The following is a 16,827-nucleotide window of genomic DNA, read 5'->3' as shown; positions in this document are numbered from 1 at the left end:
CCGCGTTTGGAAGGCCTTCTCAGTTCAAAACTTTGTTGACTGTGCACGGCCCGATGCAGTCTTCTGGCTCTAATTCATTGATCTTAGGGGCTTGGGATGCGGAAGTTTTGTTCTCTTTTCTTGCTGCTATCTGTTGGCCTTGGAAATTTCGTAGGTTCAGAAGCAGTTGCGCAAGGCGCTAACTTCGAAGGCGATTGGCTTGGCTATTCTGACTGTGACCGGCAGCGCCAAGGTGTGATGCTCAGAGTCCGAAGTGCAGACAATGAACTAACTGCTGAACTAAACTGGCTGACACCAACCCTTTCGATGACCGGCACCGTCGATGACGGCACACTTAGGCTAGAACCAGAATTCTGGATAGCTGACCGACCGAGGCGAAATTGGGAACCTGTGTCGATGGAGCTTGGTCTGGTTCCGGGCACCGACATTCTGCGCGGACGTGCAAATGGAGGCGTCTCGTGCGCCGTTCAATTAGAACGGTTCGATGTAGGTGCTCTTCCCGACAATCCCGATGGTTTGATTTTCAAAGTCCCCGATGCGGCAAACGGCTCGCTGTCTGAAATTACCGAAGACGAGTGTTTCGGCCTCGCGGAGTGGGCCTTACAGGGTGAGAAAGTTCGAATTGGTCAAATTTACAATACTGCTTTGAGAGATGAAGAAGGTCTTGTAAACGTCTTAGGTCGGTCACTTTACAATTGGACCCAAGAAGACACGCAGAAGCTACTGAGACTAGCTCGCCACTGCACGGGCCTTTTGCGCAAAACAAACGACCCGAGGCGAAAGGCCAGTTTCAAAGAGCTTACCCGAAAATTCGCGGCAACAGGGTTGGCGGTTCTTCCTCACAGTCGCGATGCAAGTATGGATGGCGCAGTTTGGAGCTTAGCTCTCGGATTCATTCATCAAGATCGGTTCGATGCACTGGAGACGAAAGTACGCGAAGCCGGTTCGAACGCTTCTTCCGCTTCGGTCGATACGGCGCCTTCTTCTGACAGAACGCCATCAACTGCCGACAGCACATCAATACCGGTAGATACCTCGGTTTCAGAAACTGTGAACACAGTGTTGGCCAGCGTAGAAGTCGGTCAGCCGAGACACGAGTGGAAAGGCTTCTATGCATGCGATGGAAAGGAACATTACTTCCGTGTTGTTTACTCTGAAACCGGCGGCTTGGCTGAAGGTTTCTTAGAAATCGGACCTGGGGTTGAGTTGACCCAGCAGCGGGCTGCCCTTCTGGTTTCCGGTACACTAGATGAAGACGGTAATTTACGCTTAGAGCCAAAGGCCTGGGTGAGAGACTATGGGTCAGTTTTGGGTAACCCCGAGCCGCTTGGCTTAGACGCAAAAATTTCGGCTGATGGACAGCGCATCTCCGGCAAAGTTGTCTCAGCCAAGTCCTGCGATGACCTACGTGGGTATGCTGTGGCACAAAGTCCGGTTCCATCTAATCCTGCCGGACTCTTGTTCAAAGTCGATGGATACGAGGGCGCGCGTCCAGGGCGGAACGATCTGACAAAGGGCGACTGTGTCGCCTATGCGAGTTGGCTGGCTTCCGGGCAGGAACTTCGCCTTGGAAGAAATCGCATCATGTCGCAACTTCTAGATCATGATGAGATCAGACGCGTACTTGGAAAGGACCCTCAAAGCTGGGATAGGTTAGCAACGAATGGTTTGCGCACCATCTCAAGACATTGCCAATCTTTGTTGACCTCTAGTCTACAAGCCGAAGATCGTAGTCTCGTAGCGGGCATTACAACGTGGACGCCGGGAGCTTTGATATCGGATCGCTACGGGCGTCAATTGGACTGGGTCATTCTTGAACAGATGCCATTTGTGCGCCGCGAAGCTGCAGAGCAAATCGCCGAAGGCCTGCAAAAGGCCAATCTGGAAGCCGGGAATTGGCAAGGCCTTGCAGAGATCGAAGCCATTGGGCGTTCGATTATGGGGAATGAAGGACGCATGGCTTTCGTTCTTGAAAGTGAAAAAGCACAAGCAATGAGCGAACTTCGCGCCATTGCAACAACGAAGCAACGCGGGCTCGCAAGCGTGCTTTTGGCAAAGCTGCCTGAGTTTGAGCAATCGATTTCCGGTCTCGCCGAGGTTGAACAGTTTGCGGATGAGCAAACAGCGAAAATGAGAGAGCTGGGATATAACGTTGCGCACAAAGCCTTCGTCAAAGGGTTCGTTACAAACACACGCGATCGAGCGGCGTTAGAATGGGATAGTTTGCTTTCTCGGTCGGAACTGATCTTTGAGGGCCAAGCTGGTCGTGGTTTGGCTGGATGGAGTAGTCTTCGCGATCTGCGAGTTGATGCCGCCTTCCTGTCGCAATTCTTGAATCCGTCTTCCGATTCGACACTCAATGAGGCTCACTCTTCGTATAGAACGAAGTACCGCGAAACTCTTGACGGCATGACCACGCGTTCAATGCCAACACTTCTAAGGTGGGTTGAAGCGCTTCCACCATCCGCAACGGCTGAGCGGTTGATTGAAACCTGGGCCAACAACCTTTTTGGGTCCGCAATTTTTCCTTCGAACTATACGGAGCTGAACGACGCGATCAATCGCAAGAAAGCCGAGTACAACCCTGAAAGATATACGCGTCCCGACATTGCCGGTGCTGTAATCAAGGGGCATTGGGCCGAAGTTTCTTATGAGGGCCTTGAGGAGATTGCATACATCACGACGACACTACGTACGATGGAAGAAAAGTGTCCTGGGCTAGTGCAATCCAACCTTCGCGGAGCAAGTGAGAGCGCTCTCGGGAATTTTGCGATGAGAGCAAGTACCTCTGCAATCCAGCGTATCATGCAAGGAGACGTCAAGAACCAAGCAGAAGCACAGCGTGCTGTGCTTATGTTCGCGAACATGCTTTTCAACCGTCCTGGTTGCCGCGTGAACATCTATGGGCGTGTGGGACGCTGCGTCAGCGCTGAAGATCAGGCTGCGGCCCGTGATGCAATCATGACGTCCTTTGCGGGCTCCGTGGACGCGGAAAGGATGCTCGGTGGCAGTTGCCAGTCGGAAACGGCCACTACCTATATTGCCAACTTGGGGCGGTTTGCAGAGTTGGGTCCGTTTTCCGGCCTGCCAGCCATGGACATTCCTGACTTGCAGGTAATGTTGGATTCTGAAAGCTGATGAAACTCAGTCGAGGTTACCGAAAAGCAAACTAGGCACATATTGGTGCGCCGCAACAAACCATTGTAGTACAATGCCTTAAAGGCTGCCGTAAGGCGAAACCGCAAGATGTGTTTTGTAGTACAAAACCCTCTTGGCAAGGGGGCTCGCTGCGCGCCCCCGTTGCATCCCCCAGGCCGTGGCTCAGTCAGGGCATTGAACCCATGCCAGAGCCAGCAGACCGTATCGCCGGTCAAACACTCGCGGGAGACTTCGCTCTCCCTGCACCCATCGATCAAAGGGCGTTCCTGCCCTTGTGAAATCCTGACCATGCCATGGAGGCGACTTCATCGAGACCATGGAAGGGAGCATTTCATAGCTGCCCTTACCTTGGAACCATCCCATCGAGCAGGAGTCTTCGCGCCCCTTGCAACCCTGACCAAGAGGGAGACTTCGCTCTCCCTGCCTGGACCTCCCATCGACCAACCCTGCGCGGATTGGATGCCGCCATCTTGCCAAAGATGGATCACTTTTGGGGGCCTAGCACCGCCCCTGAGCCCAGCTCGCCGGACCAGGAGAAATGCCTCTCCACCGGCACCGAACCATGCGAAACTGGCACGCCAGGCTGCCCTCTGTGGAAAACTCCACATCTTGTGCAACGCATGGTGCATAACACTAGCCAAGCTGCTAATCTCGTCGAAAAGCTTGAGAGTCGAGGACACATTGTACGAGAACGCATTCAACAAAATAGAACGAGACCTTCGCGCCGAAGAAGGCATCGCCAACGAATTAGACTACGTCGAGCAGACCTCATGGGTTCTGTTTTTGAAATACCTTCACGACCTCGAAACCGAGCGCAGTGATCGTGCCGAACTCGATGGCGAGGATTACACCCCGATTATTGATGGCGAATTCCGTTGGGATAAATGGGCCGCCCCAAGAAAGGACGGCGACTTCGACCACAACAGCGCCCGCATCGGCGACGACCTGATCAATTTTGTTGACCAGGAATTATTCCCCTACCTAGCGTCCTTCCGCCAGTCCGCGACCAGCCCGGATACGATCAATTACAAGATCGGCGAAGTCTTCAACGAACTGCGTAACAAATTCCGCTCGGGCTACATCCTGCGCGATGTGCTGGAACAAATCGACAGCCTATCCTTCGGCACACAGGAAGAGCGGCACGAACTTTCCTCTCTTTACGAAACGCGCATAAAACGCATGGGCAACGCGGGCCGCAACGGGGGCGAATACTACACACCGCGCCCGCTGATCCGCGCCATGATCAAGGTAACTGACCCTAAGATCGGCGAGACGATCTATGACGGTGCGGTTGGCTCTGCGGGCTTCCTCTGCGAAGCCTACGACTACATGCGCACCGACAAGCTCTCAGCGTCCGAATTCGAGACCCTGCAAACCAAAACCTTCTACGGGCAAGAAAAGAAGGGCCTCGCCTATATCATCGGGATCATGAACATGGTCCTGCACGGAATCGAGGCCCCGAACCTTGTCCACTCCAACACGCTCAATGAAAACGTGATGGATATTCAGGAAAAGGACCGCCACGACATCATCCTCGCCAATCCGCCCTTCGGCGGGGGCGAGCGGCGCGAGGTGCAACAAAACTTCCCGATCCGCACGGGCGAGACCGCCTATCTGTTCCTACAACACTTCATCCGCAAGCTGCGGGCCGGGGGCCGCGCGGCGGTCGTCATCAAGAACACCTTCCTCAGCAACACCGACAACGCCAGCGTCGCCCTGCGCAAGGAACTGCTGGAGGCGGCGGAGCTGCACACCATCCTCGATTGCCCGCAAGGCACGTTTCAGGGGGCGGGGGTTAAGACCGTGGTGCTGTTTTTTGAAAAGGGTGCGCCGACGCGGGACATCTGGTTTTACCAGCTCGATCCGGGCCGAAACATGGGTAAGACCAACCCACTGAACGACGCCGATCTGGCGGAATTTGTAGATTTACAGCGCACCCGCCCAAACGGACCGAAAAGCTGGATCGTCAACCGCGCCGATCTGGACGACGAGACTTTTGATCTATCGGTCAAGAACCCTAACGCGCCCGAGGCCGAGGCCTTGCGCAGCCCCGAAACGATCATCGCCGATATGTTGGCGCGGGATGCCGAAACGGCGGGCATTCTGGAGAACATCCGGGGGATGCTGTGAAGACGGGTTGGGAAGCGCCAAAGCTTGGTGACGTTGCGCTACTTCGGCCCAATAAGAAAGAGGTCAAATCAGTCTTGGCGGATGAGGACGATGTGTCTTTCGTCCCGATGGACTGCCTGAAGGTCGATCAAGTTACACTTTCAGAACAGGAAGCAAGACCTCTCGGTAAGGTCTACAGCGGGTACACATACTTCTGCGATGGCGATGTCCTGTTGGCTAAAATCACGCCCTGTTTCGAAAATGGAAAGCTCGGTATCGCGAATGGTTTAACGAACGGTGTTGGATTTGGGTCAAGTGAGTTCTTTGTTCTTCGACCGAATGACAAGCTTCTGGCAGGTTACCTCTACCACTTCCTGAACAGACAAAGTTTTCGAGATTGGGCCAAGGGGCAAATGACTGGGGCGGTCGGGCACAAGCGGGTGCCCAAAGAGCTTGTCGAGTCTTTAGAAATTCCCCTCCCGCCACCCGAAGAACAAAAGCTGATTGTTGCGGTTCTTGACGAGGCGTTCGAAGGTCTAGCTCGCGCCCGCGCCAACGCAGAAGCCAACCTCCAGAATGCGCGGGAGTTGTTTGAGAGCTACCTTGCGACGGCCTTTTCCGGAGATGAAGCAGGCTGGGATGAATGTGAGCTCAACGATCATGTGCGTTTCATTGACTATCGCGGGAAGACTCCTCCGAAAACAGAAGTCGGTATAAGGCTGATTACAGCCAAGAATGTGAAGATGGGCTACATCCAACGCGAACCCGAAGAGTTCATTTTGGAAAGTGCTTACGAAGGATGGATGACACGCGGTTTTCCAAAACTAGGCGATGTCTTGTTCTCGACCGAGGCACCGCTTGCAAACGTTGCACAATTAGACACTGAAGAAACTGTCGTTATCGGTCAGCGATTGATCACTATGCAGGCAGATGAAGACGTTATTTTGGCGGAGTTCTTGAAATTTTCACTGATGGCACCCCCCATGCAATCCGAAATTCACAGACGCGGCACAGGCGCAACTGTAGTTGGTATCAAGGCGAAGCTGCTAAAGACTGTGCCTTTGAGGTTTCCGAAGAACCTTGATCGCCAGCGTGCAATCGCAGCGAATTGCCAGAGCGCCTATGATGATATGGAGCGACTTGAAGAAGCATTTAGAGACAAGCTTCAAGACATCGACGATCTCCGCCAATCCCTTTTGCAAAAAGCCTTCGCGGGCGAATTAACATGATGTAACGAGTAGACCTGATGAGCATTCACGACGAAACCGAAGCCGATACCCGCGCCGAACGCATAGACCCCGTCCTTGCGGCGGCGGGCTGGGGAGCGAATGGCTCGAAGGTTCGGCGTGAGGTCATCTGCCCAGGGCGCATCCAGTCAGGCGGCACACGCGGCAAGGGGCTGTCTGCCGATTATGTCCTGATCCACAAGGGCCAAAAGCTCGCCGTACTGGAGGCAAAGCGCGCAGGCGTCAGCCACCGCAACGGCGTCGGTCAGGCCAAAGACTACGCCACCCGTCTTGGGTCTCGCTATGCCTACGCCTCCAACGGGCTGAGCTGGTATCAGATCGACATGACCACGGGGGCCGAGGCCGACATGGCCTTGCCGTTTCCCACGCCCGATGAACTATGGGAGCGCACCTTCGCCATCCACAACGACTGGCGCGAGCGCTTCGGGGCCGTCGATTTCGAAACAGACGGCGGCAAGTGGGAACTGCGCTACTACCAGCACAAAGCCGTCAACGCCGCACTTGAGGCGCTAGCCAAAGGCGACCGGCGTATCCTGCTAACACTGGCCACCGGAACGGGCAAAACTTCCATCGCGTTCCAGATCGCGTGGAAGCTGTTTCAGGCCAAATGGAATCTATCGGGCGAACCAGTGCGCCGCCCGCGCATCCTGTTTCTTGCCGACCGTAACATCCTCGCCGATCAGGCCTACAACGCATTCAGCGCTTTTCCGAATGATGCCGTCACCCGGATCGACCCCGATACAATCCGCAAGAACGGGGGCAAGCCGCCCAAGAACGCCAGCCTGTTCTTTACGATCTTCCAGACTTTCATGACTGGCGAAGGCGACCCAGTTTACACGCAGTATCCACCAGACTTCTTCGACTTCATCGTGATCGACGAATGCCACCGGGGCGGGGCCAAGGACGAAAGCGAATGGCGGCGTTTGCTGGAGTATTTTGAACCCGCCGCCCAGCTTGGCCTGACCGCCACGCCCAAACGCAAACACAACGCCGACACCTACTCCTATTTCGGTGAGCCTGTTTACACCTACGCTCTGCGTGATGGGATCGAGGACGGCTTCCTGACGCCGTTCAAGGTGCGCCAGATGGCGAGCACCATCGATGAATACGTCTTTGACGGCTCCGACGAGCTTATTGCAGGTGAGATTGAAGACGGCGAAGCATTTAGCGAGGGCGATTTCAACACGCGCATCATCATCGAAGATCGTGAACTCAGCCGCGTGAAAGAATTCATGAGCCAGATCGATCAGCGTCAAAAAACGTTGGTGTTCTGCGCTACGCAAGATCATGCGGCTTTGGTGCGAGACTTGATCAACCAGGTGAAGGACGGAAAGAACCCGAATTACTGCCACCGCGTCACTGCAGATGATGGAGCTATTGGCGAAAAACACCTCCGTGACTTTCAAGATAACGACAAAACGATCCCGACAATCCTTACGACTTCACAGAAGCTCTCAACCGGCGTTGATGCAAGAAACGTCAGGCATATAGTCCTTATGCGCCCGATCCGATCCATGATCGAATTCAAGCAGATTATCGGACGCGGAACGCGCACGTATGAAGGCAAGGACTTTTTCACCATCTGGGATTTCGTGAGGGCCCACGAGAACTTCAATGATCCCGAATGGGATGGTGAGCCGCTTGAGCCAGAACCTCCAAAGGGACCACGCCCGCCGATAGACGGACCGGAGCCTCGACCGGAAGGCGACCCGCCTGAACCAGGTGATGACTGTACCGACGAGCCACCGCGCGAGAAAATCGTCGTGAAGCTCTCGGACGGTAGTTTTCGCAAGATTAAGTACATTGCGTCAACGACCTACTGGAGCCCAGAAGGAAAACCGATTTCGGCAGCAGAGTTCCTTGTACGGCTCTTCGGTGATTTGTCAGGTATCGTCGCGGACGAGGATCAGCTTCGCGCGGTTTGGTGCGATCCCGACACGCGCGAGCACTTTCTTCAACAGCTTGCCGACCGTGGGTATGAGCAAGACCGCCTTGACGATATCCGCAGACTTGTCGATGCGCCTGACAGCGATCTGTTCGATGTCCTCAGCTATGTGCTTTTCACAAATGAGCCTAAGACACGGCACGAACGCGCTGACTCCGTGCGTGCAGACGGCATAGGCGATGCAGACGAAGGGCTCAAGCAACTCTTGCTAGCTATTCTCGCGGCTTATGAGGCACGGGGGGAGAGTGAACTAGCTACCAAAAAGCTGGGAACCTTCCTCACAGCACGCTACGGCAGCGTGAGCGAGGGCAAGGCGAAGCTTGGCGGCCTCGCGGCAATTAAAGAAGCGTTTCAGAACATGCAGAAGACATTGTACTCAGATTAAAACGGATGTCTTGAAAATGATCGAATTTGAGAAAATTTCAAATGGCAAGTTTTGGGCTGGTACAAATTGGACCATCACTGACGAGGATTCACTGGCCGCTCTCGTTGCGAGAGTTGCGCTAGGGCAGGCTCGTCATGTGGAGAAAATACTCATCGAAACGAAAGTGATTACTCCAGGTCTGATTCCAAGTGCCGTCGTGGGCGCTAAAAAATTGCTAACCGCGGCAGACCCTTCAAAACCGTGGCACCGAGACGGCTGGTTGTTCCAGGTGATCGCGTGGATCGCTGCGCACCTACAAGATGTAGAAGCACTGAAGGCACCGCCACATATGATCCATGCGCACAAAGGATTCGATGGCATTCAAGTGCGACTTGACCATGCGGGCGGTGCGGAGATGGTTGTTATTTGCGAGCAAAAGGCATCAACCGGTCCACGAGGCAAAATCACTAGCGAAGTTTGGCCAGAGTTTCGGGAACTCGAAAAGGGTGCACGCGACAACGAATTGATTGCTGAAGTTACGACCCTTCTAGAAAAAAGTCGGCATCCTGACGCTGACGAAATGATTGAAAAAATTCTTTGGGCGAATGCCAGGGCGTACAGCGTGTCGGTCACCGTGGGCGATGACGAGAATTCTGACGAGGGGCGCAAAAAACTGTTTAAGGGATACAAGAAGATTGTCGATCGCTCTCATGTCAAGTTCAGGAGAGCAGATACTTTTTACAAGGTGCCGATGCGGGATTGGATGGCGAATATTGCGGAAAACGCCATGCAATTAATTGATGAATGGGAGGCAGGAAATGTTTGACCAAGACACTGCTGCGCTAATTCGCTCGACACCTGAGCTTGAAGGACTCGACCGCCAATCACTTCCCGATCTACTCACAAATGCCTTTGCGCAGATTGCGGCTGCGCGAGTTCGGTTGCGCGCAGGAGACGAACCTCTCCCAGACGACCTGGAAGAGATTCTGCAGACAACAAGGCGCTTGGCCTCAACAAATGAAGCGCTTGTATCTTTGCTTCCGGAACGAGAAGATCGAAGCGCAGCCGCCTTTGTTGCGGCGACGGCCCATCAACTAAGTCTGAACGCCTATTCTCTTCGAGGCGATGAACCGCAGGGGAGCTACCTGCGACCCCGATCAATTTCGAGCGATGTCGCAGCACTGCTATTGTTTTTGGTAGCTGAGGCAACGTCCGATGCGGCTGAAGTTGCTAGAGCAATTCTACCAGATGCAAGCGATCCGATCATAGATGCTCTAATTCATGGTCTGCTTGACATGGCCGAGGGCCGACTATCGGCTCTGCTTGAACGCTCAATGCCTTCCATAGACGCAATTGCGACCGGAGATTTAGCCGAGGCAGGTTCTCTGGCTCTCTATTTCGAGCTGCTCCGTGGAGTTCATGCGCTTGCTAGACAGCTATTGTCTGGCGGAGAAACTGCAGAGTCTGAAAGTGCTATCTCAATCTTTCGTCGGGTGAGAACACTTTGCATTGGGGGCGACGTAGCTGTCTTCGACGGTGAAGCCGAGCGCTCCACAAGTACTTTTTCAGGGCCTCATCACCTCGCGTCGCTTCTCATAGCTGTGGCGAGCGATTTGACCGATAGTGCAGTTGCCAACATCCCGCCGCCTTCCGGCATTGATCCTCAGAAATGGGGTGAGAGCATGCAGCGTGTTGCGAAAGCACGACCATACCTATGGCGTAATCACAGGGAAGCAATCAAGCAAGGATACCTGGAACCCGGCACATCTTCAGCAGTTGGGTTTCCTACGGGAGCAGGCAAGTCTACGCTGTCCGAATTGAAAATCAATGCCGCTCTTCTAGGAAGCAAGAGTGTCATTTTTTTGTGCCCGACTCATGCTCTTGTGGACCAAACAGCACGCAATCTCGGAAAAACATTTCCGACCGCTTCCGTTCAGGGCGAGCGTCTAGACGAATTCGGGTTCGCCACTGGAGACGATGAGCTTCCAGAGATATTTGTGATGACGCCGGAAGCATGCTTGGCTCAATTAAGCATAGACTCAAGCATTTTTGAGGATGTCGGCCTTCTTGTCTTTGATGAATGTCATTTGCTGCACCCGAACGACAAGCCAAATGATCGACGTGCAATCGATGCGATGCTTTGTCTTCTAATTATTCCTCGGATTGCGCCGCAGATAGATTTCTTGCTTTTGTCGGCAATGATGAAGAATACGGATGATATTGCGGAATGGATAATTGAATTGACCGGTAGGCCTTGCCTTCCACTTTCCTTGGCTTGGAAGCCAACGAGGCAGTTGCGGGGAAGCGTCATCTATCAACAAAGTGAAGTCGATGATCTTGCCAGCCTGCTGCGCCGTTCGAAAAAAGGCCGGACTACCAAGAATCCTCCTGTAGCCGTCAAGCGGGAACTAGGTGCATATCCACTTGCCCTGTTCAGCCTGAAGCAAACCTGGGCTACGAGTAAGCGAGCCGACTACACGTTGGTGCGCCTCCTGAATGATAAAGTGCTACTTAGTGCGAGCAACTACTGGCGACTAACGCCCAATGCAGTAGCCGTCTCATCGGCGATTGCAGCGGCAGCGGTGCAGAGCAATGTTAAGGTGCTAGTATTCTTTCAGACGATCAAGAACGCAGCGAGCGCGGCCAATCAGATTTCCGATCAGCTTGAAGCCGTTTCAGTCAAGCTCACTGATGAGGAAGCAGGCTGGGCGGATGTCGCTGTGCTAGAGCTCGGGGACGAAAGTCACCTCTATAACAAGATTGATAATGGCAGGGTGACCGCCGCAGCTGCCGTGCACCATGGTCTCCTCTTGCCGGAAGAGCGTCTGCTCTGTGAGAGCCTTTACAAAAGGCGTAACGGCATCAAGGTACTCGCGGCAACCTCGACGCTCGCTCAAGGGATGAACCTTCCCAGTGAACTGGTATTGATTGGAGAAGACAGCCGGTTTGATGAGGCAACCGACAAGAAAGAGATTCTCAAGGCTCAAGAACTCTTAAATGCGGCGGGCCGTGCGGGAAGAGCCGGTGAGGGGGGCAGCGGAATAGTCCTGGTTATCCCTGGCAAGGTCGTTGGTATCGATCTGGAGGCATCTACAATTGGAGCCCATTGGACAGAGCTTAGAGAGGTATTCGGGCAGTCCGATCAGTGTCTCTCGATAGATGATCCCCTCACGGCAGTGCTCGACCGCGTTCATGCAGGTATTTCAGACACTCACGAAATTGATAGTTACGCGCTTTCCCGCCTTGCTTCGGGTGCAGACAGGTCGGAGCAGGCGTCGAACCTTGAAACAGCGATCAACCGCTCTTTCGCTGGCTTTCTTGCTCGGAAGCGGGAAGATAGCGATTGGCTCGAAAAGCGCATTGACGCCGCCAAGCAATCCTTCGGTGGCGATGCTCCCGAAACTGAGGCTGAACTTGTACAGAGCCAGGTTGCAGCCAGTCTTGGGCTACCCCTTGAAGTAGTCAGGCGGTTGTCCAGTGCACTTAAGTTGAGTAGTCCGGGAAGGGAGGCTACTGTACCGATGTGGCGAAAGTGGTTTTTTCGCTGGCTTTCTGAGCACCCAGATCTTTTGGAGCAGATATTCCGGCCTGAGACTTTGGCTGAACTCTTTGGCCGGAAGAGATACGCTTCTCTTGAGACCGTTGAGGAGAAATCTTCTCTTGTGCTCCCCGTTTTGGCGAAGTTGGTTTGGCTTTGGATGCGGGGGGAGCCGCTTAGGGAATTGGAGCTGGCCTTGGGCACCGATCCGACCAAGCTGAAGACCTGCGATGGCGCGCGGCGCTTCGTTCTGCGCGTAGTGCCCGAATTCGCGTTCCTTTTCGGCCTGCCAGCTCTTTTGCATGAGCGCGCTCAGGTTGGATTGGAGAACCCAGAACCGATGGGGGCCGCGCAATCCCAATTAGGGCGCTGCGTCCGATACGGCTTCAATTTCCATGAAAAGGCGGCACTCCATCAGCTTATGCGCAAAGCTCGATTTTCTCGACGTCAGCTACACCGCCAATACACGCACGTTAAGAATTTTCTCGCACGGCGTACTCCTGGGGAAACCTGGGAAGAAGCATTGCTTAGGGTCGAGCAAGCTACTGAAGATGAATTGGCTGCCCGCAGATAGACTAGATAAAATGCGCAGTTTGAGCCTTTTTTGCTCCCTTCATGGAATGGCTTCTCCTGTTTTTCGAGGCTCAAAGTATAGCTAGTTCCTGTTCATTCCTTGCTCGCCGCGCGTTAGACCGTCAAGACCGTAGACAGCGGTGGGGGATCACCCGTCCTGCACAAGCGAAGTGCGGAAGGATGGGGAGACCGCTGATTGCGCCCGCAGCGTATGCGGAGGGCTTGGTCTTGACGGCGAAGGGGGTCGCAGACCCCAACGCAAAGAAGACAGAGTCAGCCTCCCAAGGCTTCCCTACTGCCGCGAGCATTCAGTGCCCGCATCCGTTCACTGTCGATCCGTGACCAGACAGCATGCGCGTGCCGCCGCCCGTCTTTTTCATGGAAGACGATGGCGCGGGGCTGATTCTCCAGCCCCATCTTTTCTTCAACCTTGCGGATAGCGTCTTCGAAATCCTCAATGCTGGCATTCACATCTTCGGGCGGATTGAAGCTCATTGAGAACAGATACTTCTCGCAGCGCGTACCTTTTGCGATGGCATCGGCTTCGCCGAAGGCCCCGACAAGATCATCACTGATGAAGCCGCGCACCTCATGCAGTTCGACATGCTCGTTGTCTCGCATCGCCAGCAAGTAGCGACCAAGCTGCGGGGCATTGCCGCGTTCTTTGGCTTTCAGGATCATGGCTTGCTCTCCGGCACTTTTCCGAGCGCTGCCAGGAGCGCATCGCGCATTTCCGAGATATCGCGACAAGCTTCGATCAGTTCAGCTTCGGTTTCCGGTGTGACAGGCAAGGAACCCGTATTCACGGCCTTGGCGAGTTGATTAAGGTTGGAAGACAAGCGCGACTGCCCGAGCGCGCCCACCAAGCGGCCAAGGGCTTCTTTATCGCCAACAGGGCTATTCCCACGCCGTTTGCGCGGTGCAGCATCATCACCGAACAGCCGTTCACGGATGTATGCGGCGAGGGTTTTGTCGCCCCGCTCAGCGTCGAGCCGTGCCCGTTCTTCATAAGTCAGCCGCAGCGAGAACGGTGGCGGATACTTTGATTTCCCCGCCTCTGGCTTGGCTATCTCATTGAATTTATGGCGCGAATGGGTCATGTTCGCACCTCAGACTCTTAGAGTCTAACGATGCGAGATGGCGTTCCCATTCTTCGAGGACCTGAAAAAGCTGGTTCGAGCTTTCTCCCGTTAGGCCCACCAATACCTTACAGATCAACATGTTAGCTGAACATTAGAGTGGTGTGACACACAGGTGTGACACAAGATGAAGCTACATGCGTATCTGAGCCAATCACGACACGGTATATTTTACTTCCGCTGGCCACTGCCAACACATAACCACCGGGCCACCCGAAAGACCCTTCGGCTTTCATTAAAGACGAGATGCCCACAAGAGGCTGGTATGTTGGGACGGCATCTCGCAAGTTGCGGGCTCGCGTTGAAACAACAGCTACAAGAAGTACGCATGGACCACGCAACACTCCGGGCCGCAGTCATTGACTACTTCCACAAACAACTAGCCGACGCGAAAGCGCGCCGTGTATCTCTTGGGCCTTACACACCAAAGGAGCGCGAACAGGTCTTGACCACGGTTGGTATGCTCGAAGAGGGCAATATCGAGTTCTGGCAACTCGTGGGGCGCGATCAAGCTGAGCAAGAGTTGGCCCGGTTCTTTGAAACCGCCGGGCTACCGCGTGACGAATATTGGCCTCACGCCATGCGGGTTCTTGAAGGTTGGACAGAAGGCTGGTACTGTAAGGAACCGCAAACCCTTCTCACAAGACGCACTAGAGGCGACCTACACTGCACTGACCGATCCGGACAGCAAGTTCTACTGCAAGACTAGCCACCGCTGGGCGACCTTGATTGCGATGTTCTCGGGGGCAAGGCTCAACGAGGTCTGTCAATTACAGGTGCAGGACATAGCCCAAGTTGAGGACACTTGGGTTTTCAATCTAACCGAAGACGGGGACGCATTGAAACGCCTCAAGTCTTCCGCTGCACGTCGCCGTGTTCCCGTCCATTCTCAACTTATCAAGTTGGGGTTGTTGGACTTTCGCTCCAAACTGGAACAGCGGGGCGAAGAGCGGCTTTTTCCAGACTACCCCTATAGCCCCAAGCATGGATATGGCGACAAGCTGAGCAAGTGGTTCAACCGGACTTTCACAACGCAGTTGGGCATCAAGTCCGATGCGCATGTATTCCATGGATTACGCCATACTTTCGCAACGCGATTGGGTCAGGCCGATGTGCCGACCGAGCGTATCCAGTTCATTGTCGGACATGAACGGCAGGGCGTTACGCATCAGGTGTACATGAAAGAAGGCGACACGTTGGTGCAGACGCGAGAAGCAGTGGAGCGGTACCCTCAGCGACATCACTCCGGCTCAATTTTGTGACCATGGTGTGCCGGAAGCTGTGGAATACCAGACCGGCTTCCTTCAAACCCAACTCGGGTAAGAACTTATCGTTATACCAACGACCCACGTTCCGCCCATAGTTACCGGCCTTTTATGTGTGGTCACAAGCTGAGAAAACTCCCACACATGACACTTTTTGACGTGCCTCCTAGATTTGTAGACGCTTTGTTTGGTTTGCTTGGTGATTTTCGGGATCGTTCATGTTTATTTCATTAATCCACCCCAGTTTCGGCACAATGTTTCACAATTGTTAATCCGGAAAGCACAATTTCGGAGGGACGGCTCGTGGGGTTCGCAAAGAAGACTGCTATGGTTGAAAAGGTGGATCGCCGGTATCTGACTGGCATCTGTGGAGATGCGAATATTCGTACGCCGCTTGGCCCCAGACGCGTCGAGATGTTGAACCCGGGTGACATGGTTGTAACCCGCGACCATGGTCTTCAACCGGTTCGTATGATCTGGACCAGAACCGTCAGCGCCGCTGACATGCGCGCCCAACCCGATCTCGCCCCCATCCGCCTGAAGCCACGCGCCATCGGACCTATGATGCCAACCCGGGATTTGCGCATTGCAAGTGGTCATCGCGGGCTGATCCCAGGATATCTGATTGCGGGTGTGCCCGATGACAAATCATATATTATGCGCATTGATGCGGTCGCTTTGGTCAGCGATGCGGCATATATGGATCGTGCGGCGGATGAGGTGATATTCTACAATCTAGTTTTTGACCGCCACGAAGTTTTTTGCGCCGAAGGGCTGCCGATCGAAAGTTTCCGGCCTTCACCCAAGGCTATCAGCCTGCTGGATGTCAGAGCGCGCGAAGCCATTGTTGATCTGTTTCCCAATCTCGCGCAACGACGGTGCGCCTATCCTAGTTTGAAATACACCGTGGCACAGGGGCGTGCCTATCGCGCATGCCACGCCTGAGGTTAAAAGCGACGTACGGCGAGGTCTAGACTACAAAAGACAGGTCGCTAGCCGCGGTAGTTCGCATCTGGCACTTAGCTAAAATCTCAAACTTTAATGATTGCCGGGCAGGCTATTTGGCAAGGTCAGTGCTGTCGCAACTCTCATGGAAGACGAACGCGTCAAGTTCCGGATTTGCGGCTATGACAGAGAACAGGTTGCATAACGATAAAGTCAGGCACTAAGGTGTGACACAAGAGAAAACATAACACCTAATTAGTGTTCAATAACAAAACCTTAATGATCTGGCGGTGCTCCCCCTAGGCTCCACCAATACCCTACAGATCAATATGTTAGCTGAATACTAGAGTGGTGTGACACACAGGTGTGACAGAAGATGAAGCTACATGCGTATCTGAGCCAATCACGACACGGCATATTTTACTTCCGCTGGCCACTGCCAACACATGACCACCGGGCCACCCGAAAGACCCTTCGACTGTCATTAAAGACGAGGTGTCCAGAAGAGGCTGGAATGTTCGCACGACATCTCGCAAGTTGCGG

Annotated in this window: 10 protein-coding genes; 8 read left to right on the top strand and 2 right to left on the bottom strand. The window is 54.1% G+C overall.

From position 1 onward, the window contains the following. The first annotated feature begins 96 nt into the window (after positions 1-96). From BUB78_RS07505 to BUB78_RS07480, 6 genes are all read left to right on the top strand, one after another. A complete protein-coding gene (locus tag BUB78_RS07505; RefSeq protein WP_139279281.1) occupies positions 97-3,138 on the top strand; it encodes a hypothetical protein in 3,042 nt (1,013 codons plus the stop codon). A 684-nt stretch (positions 3,139-3,822) separates the two neighbouring features. Further along, entirely contained in the window at positions 3,823-5,289 is a 1,467-nt protein-coding gene (locus BUB78_RS07500; RefSeq protein ID WP_245813402.1) for a class I SAM-dependent DNA methyltransferase, read from the top strand. Then, entirely contained in the window at positions 5,286-6,497 is a 1,212-nt protein-coding gene (locus BUB78_RS07495; protein WP_073196686.1) for a restriction endonuclease subunit S, read from the top strand. Before BUB78_RS07500 ends, BUB78_RS07495 begins: the two co-directional genes overlap by 4 nt. A gap of 17 nt (positions 6,498-6,514) precedes the next feature. Further along, complete coding sequence (hsdR, locus tag BUB78_RS07490) at positions 6,515-8,845, top strand: EcoAI/FtnUII family type I restriction enzme subunit R (RefSeq protein ID WP_073196684.1); 2,331 nt, start codon at positions 6,515-6,517, stop codon at positions 8,843-8,845. Positions 8,846-8,861: 16 nt separating this feature from the next. Continuing rightward, positions 8,862-9,650 (top strand): hypothetical protein, encoded by a 789-nt coding sequence (locus BUB78_RS07485; RefSeq protein WP_073196682.1) that lies wholly within the window; start codon positions 8,862-8,864, stop codon positions 9,648-9,650. Then, positions 9,643-12,936: a DEAD/DEAH box helicase gene (locus BUB78_RS07480; RefSeq protein ID WP_073196680.1), complete on the top strand. Its 3,294-nt coding sequence runs from the start codon at positions 9,643-9,645 to the stop codon at positions 12,934-12,936. The genes BUB78_RS07485 and BUB78_RS07480 overlap by 8 nt, the downstream gene beginning before the upstream one ends. A 272-nt stretch (positions 12,937-13,208) precedes the next feature. Here the strand turns inward: BUB78_RS07480 and BUB78_RS07475 are convergent, their stop codons facing one another. Further along, positions 13,209-13,616: a relaxase/mobilization nuclease domain-containing protein gene (locus BUB78_RS07475; protein ID WP_139279280.1), complete on the bottom strand. Its 408-nt coding sequence runs from the start codon at positions 13,614-13,616 to the stop codon at positions 13,209-13,211. After that, positions 13,613-14,035, bottom strand: a complete 423-nt coding sequence (locus BUB78_RS07470) for a hypothetical protein (protein WP_073196678.1) — start codon at positions 14,033-14,035, stop codon at positions 13,613-13,615. The genes BUB78_RS07475 and BUB78_RS07470 overlap by 4 nt, the downstream gene beginning before the upstream one ends. A gap of 596 nt (positions 14,036-14,631) precedes the next feature. Here BUB78_RS07470 and BUB78_RS07465 point away from each other — a divergent pair. Together BUB78_RS07465 and BUB78_RS07460 are read left to right on the top strand one after the other, a co-directional pair. Beyond that, a complete protein-coding gene (locus BUB78_RS07465; RefSeq protein ID WP_073196676.1) occupies positions 14,632-15,336 on the top strand; it encodes a site-specific integrase in 705 nt (234 codons plus the stop codon). Positions 15,337-15,666: 330 nt separating this feature from the next. Further along, positions 15,667-16,284 carry a Hint domain-containing protein gene (locus BUB78_RS07460; RefSeq protein WP_139279279.1) on the top strand — a complete coding sequence of 206 codons (618 nt, stop codon included), beginning with the start codon at positions 15,667-15,669 and terminating at the stop codon, positions 16,282-16,284. The last annotated feature ends 543 nt before the right edge of the window (positions 16,285-16,827 follow it).

Source organism: Roseovarius marisflavi, from assembly GCF_900142625.1.
GTDB lineage: Bacteria > Pseudomonadota > Alphaproteobacteria > Rhodobacterales > Rhodobacteraceae > Roseovarius > Roseovarius marisflavi.
This window is presented reverse-complemented; position numbering and strand designations above follow the sequence as displayed.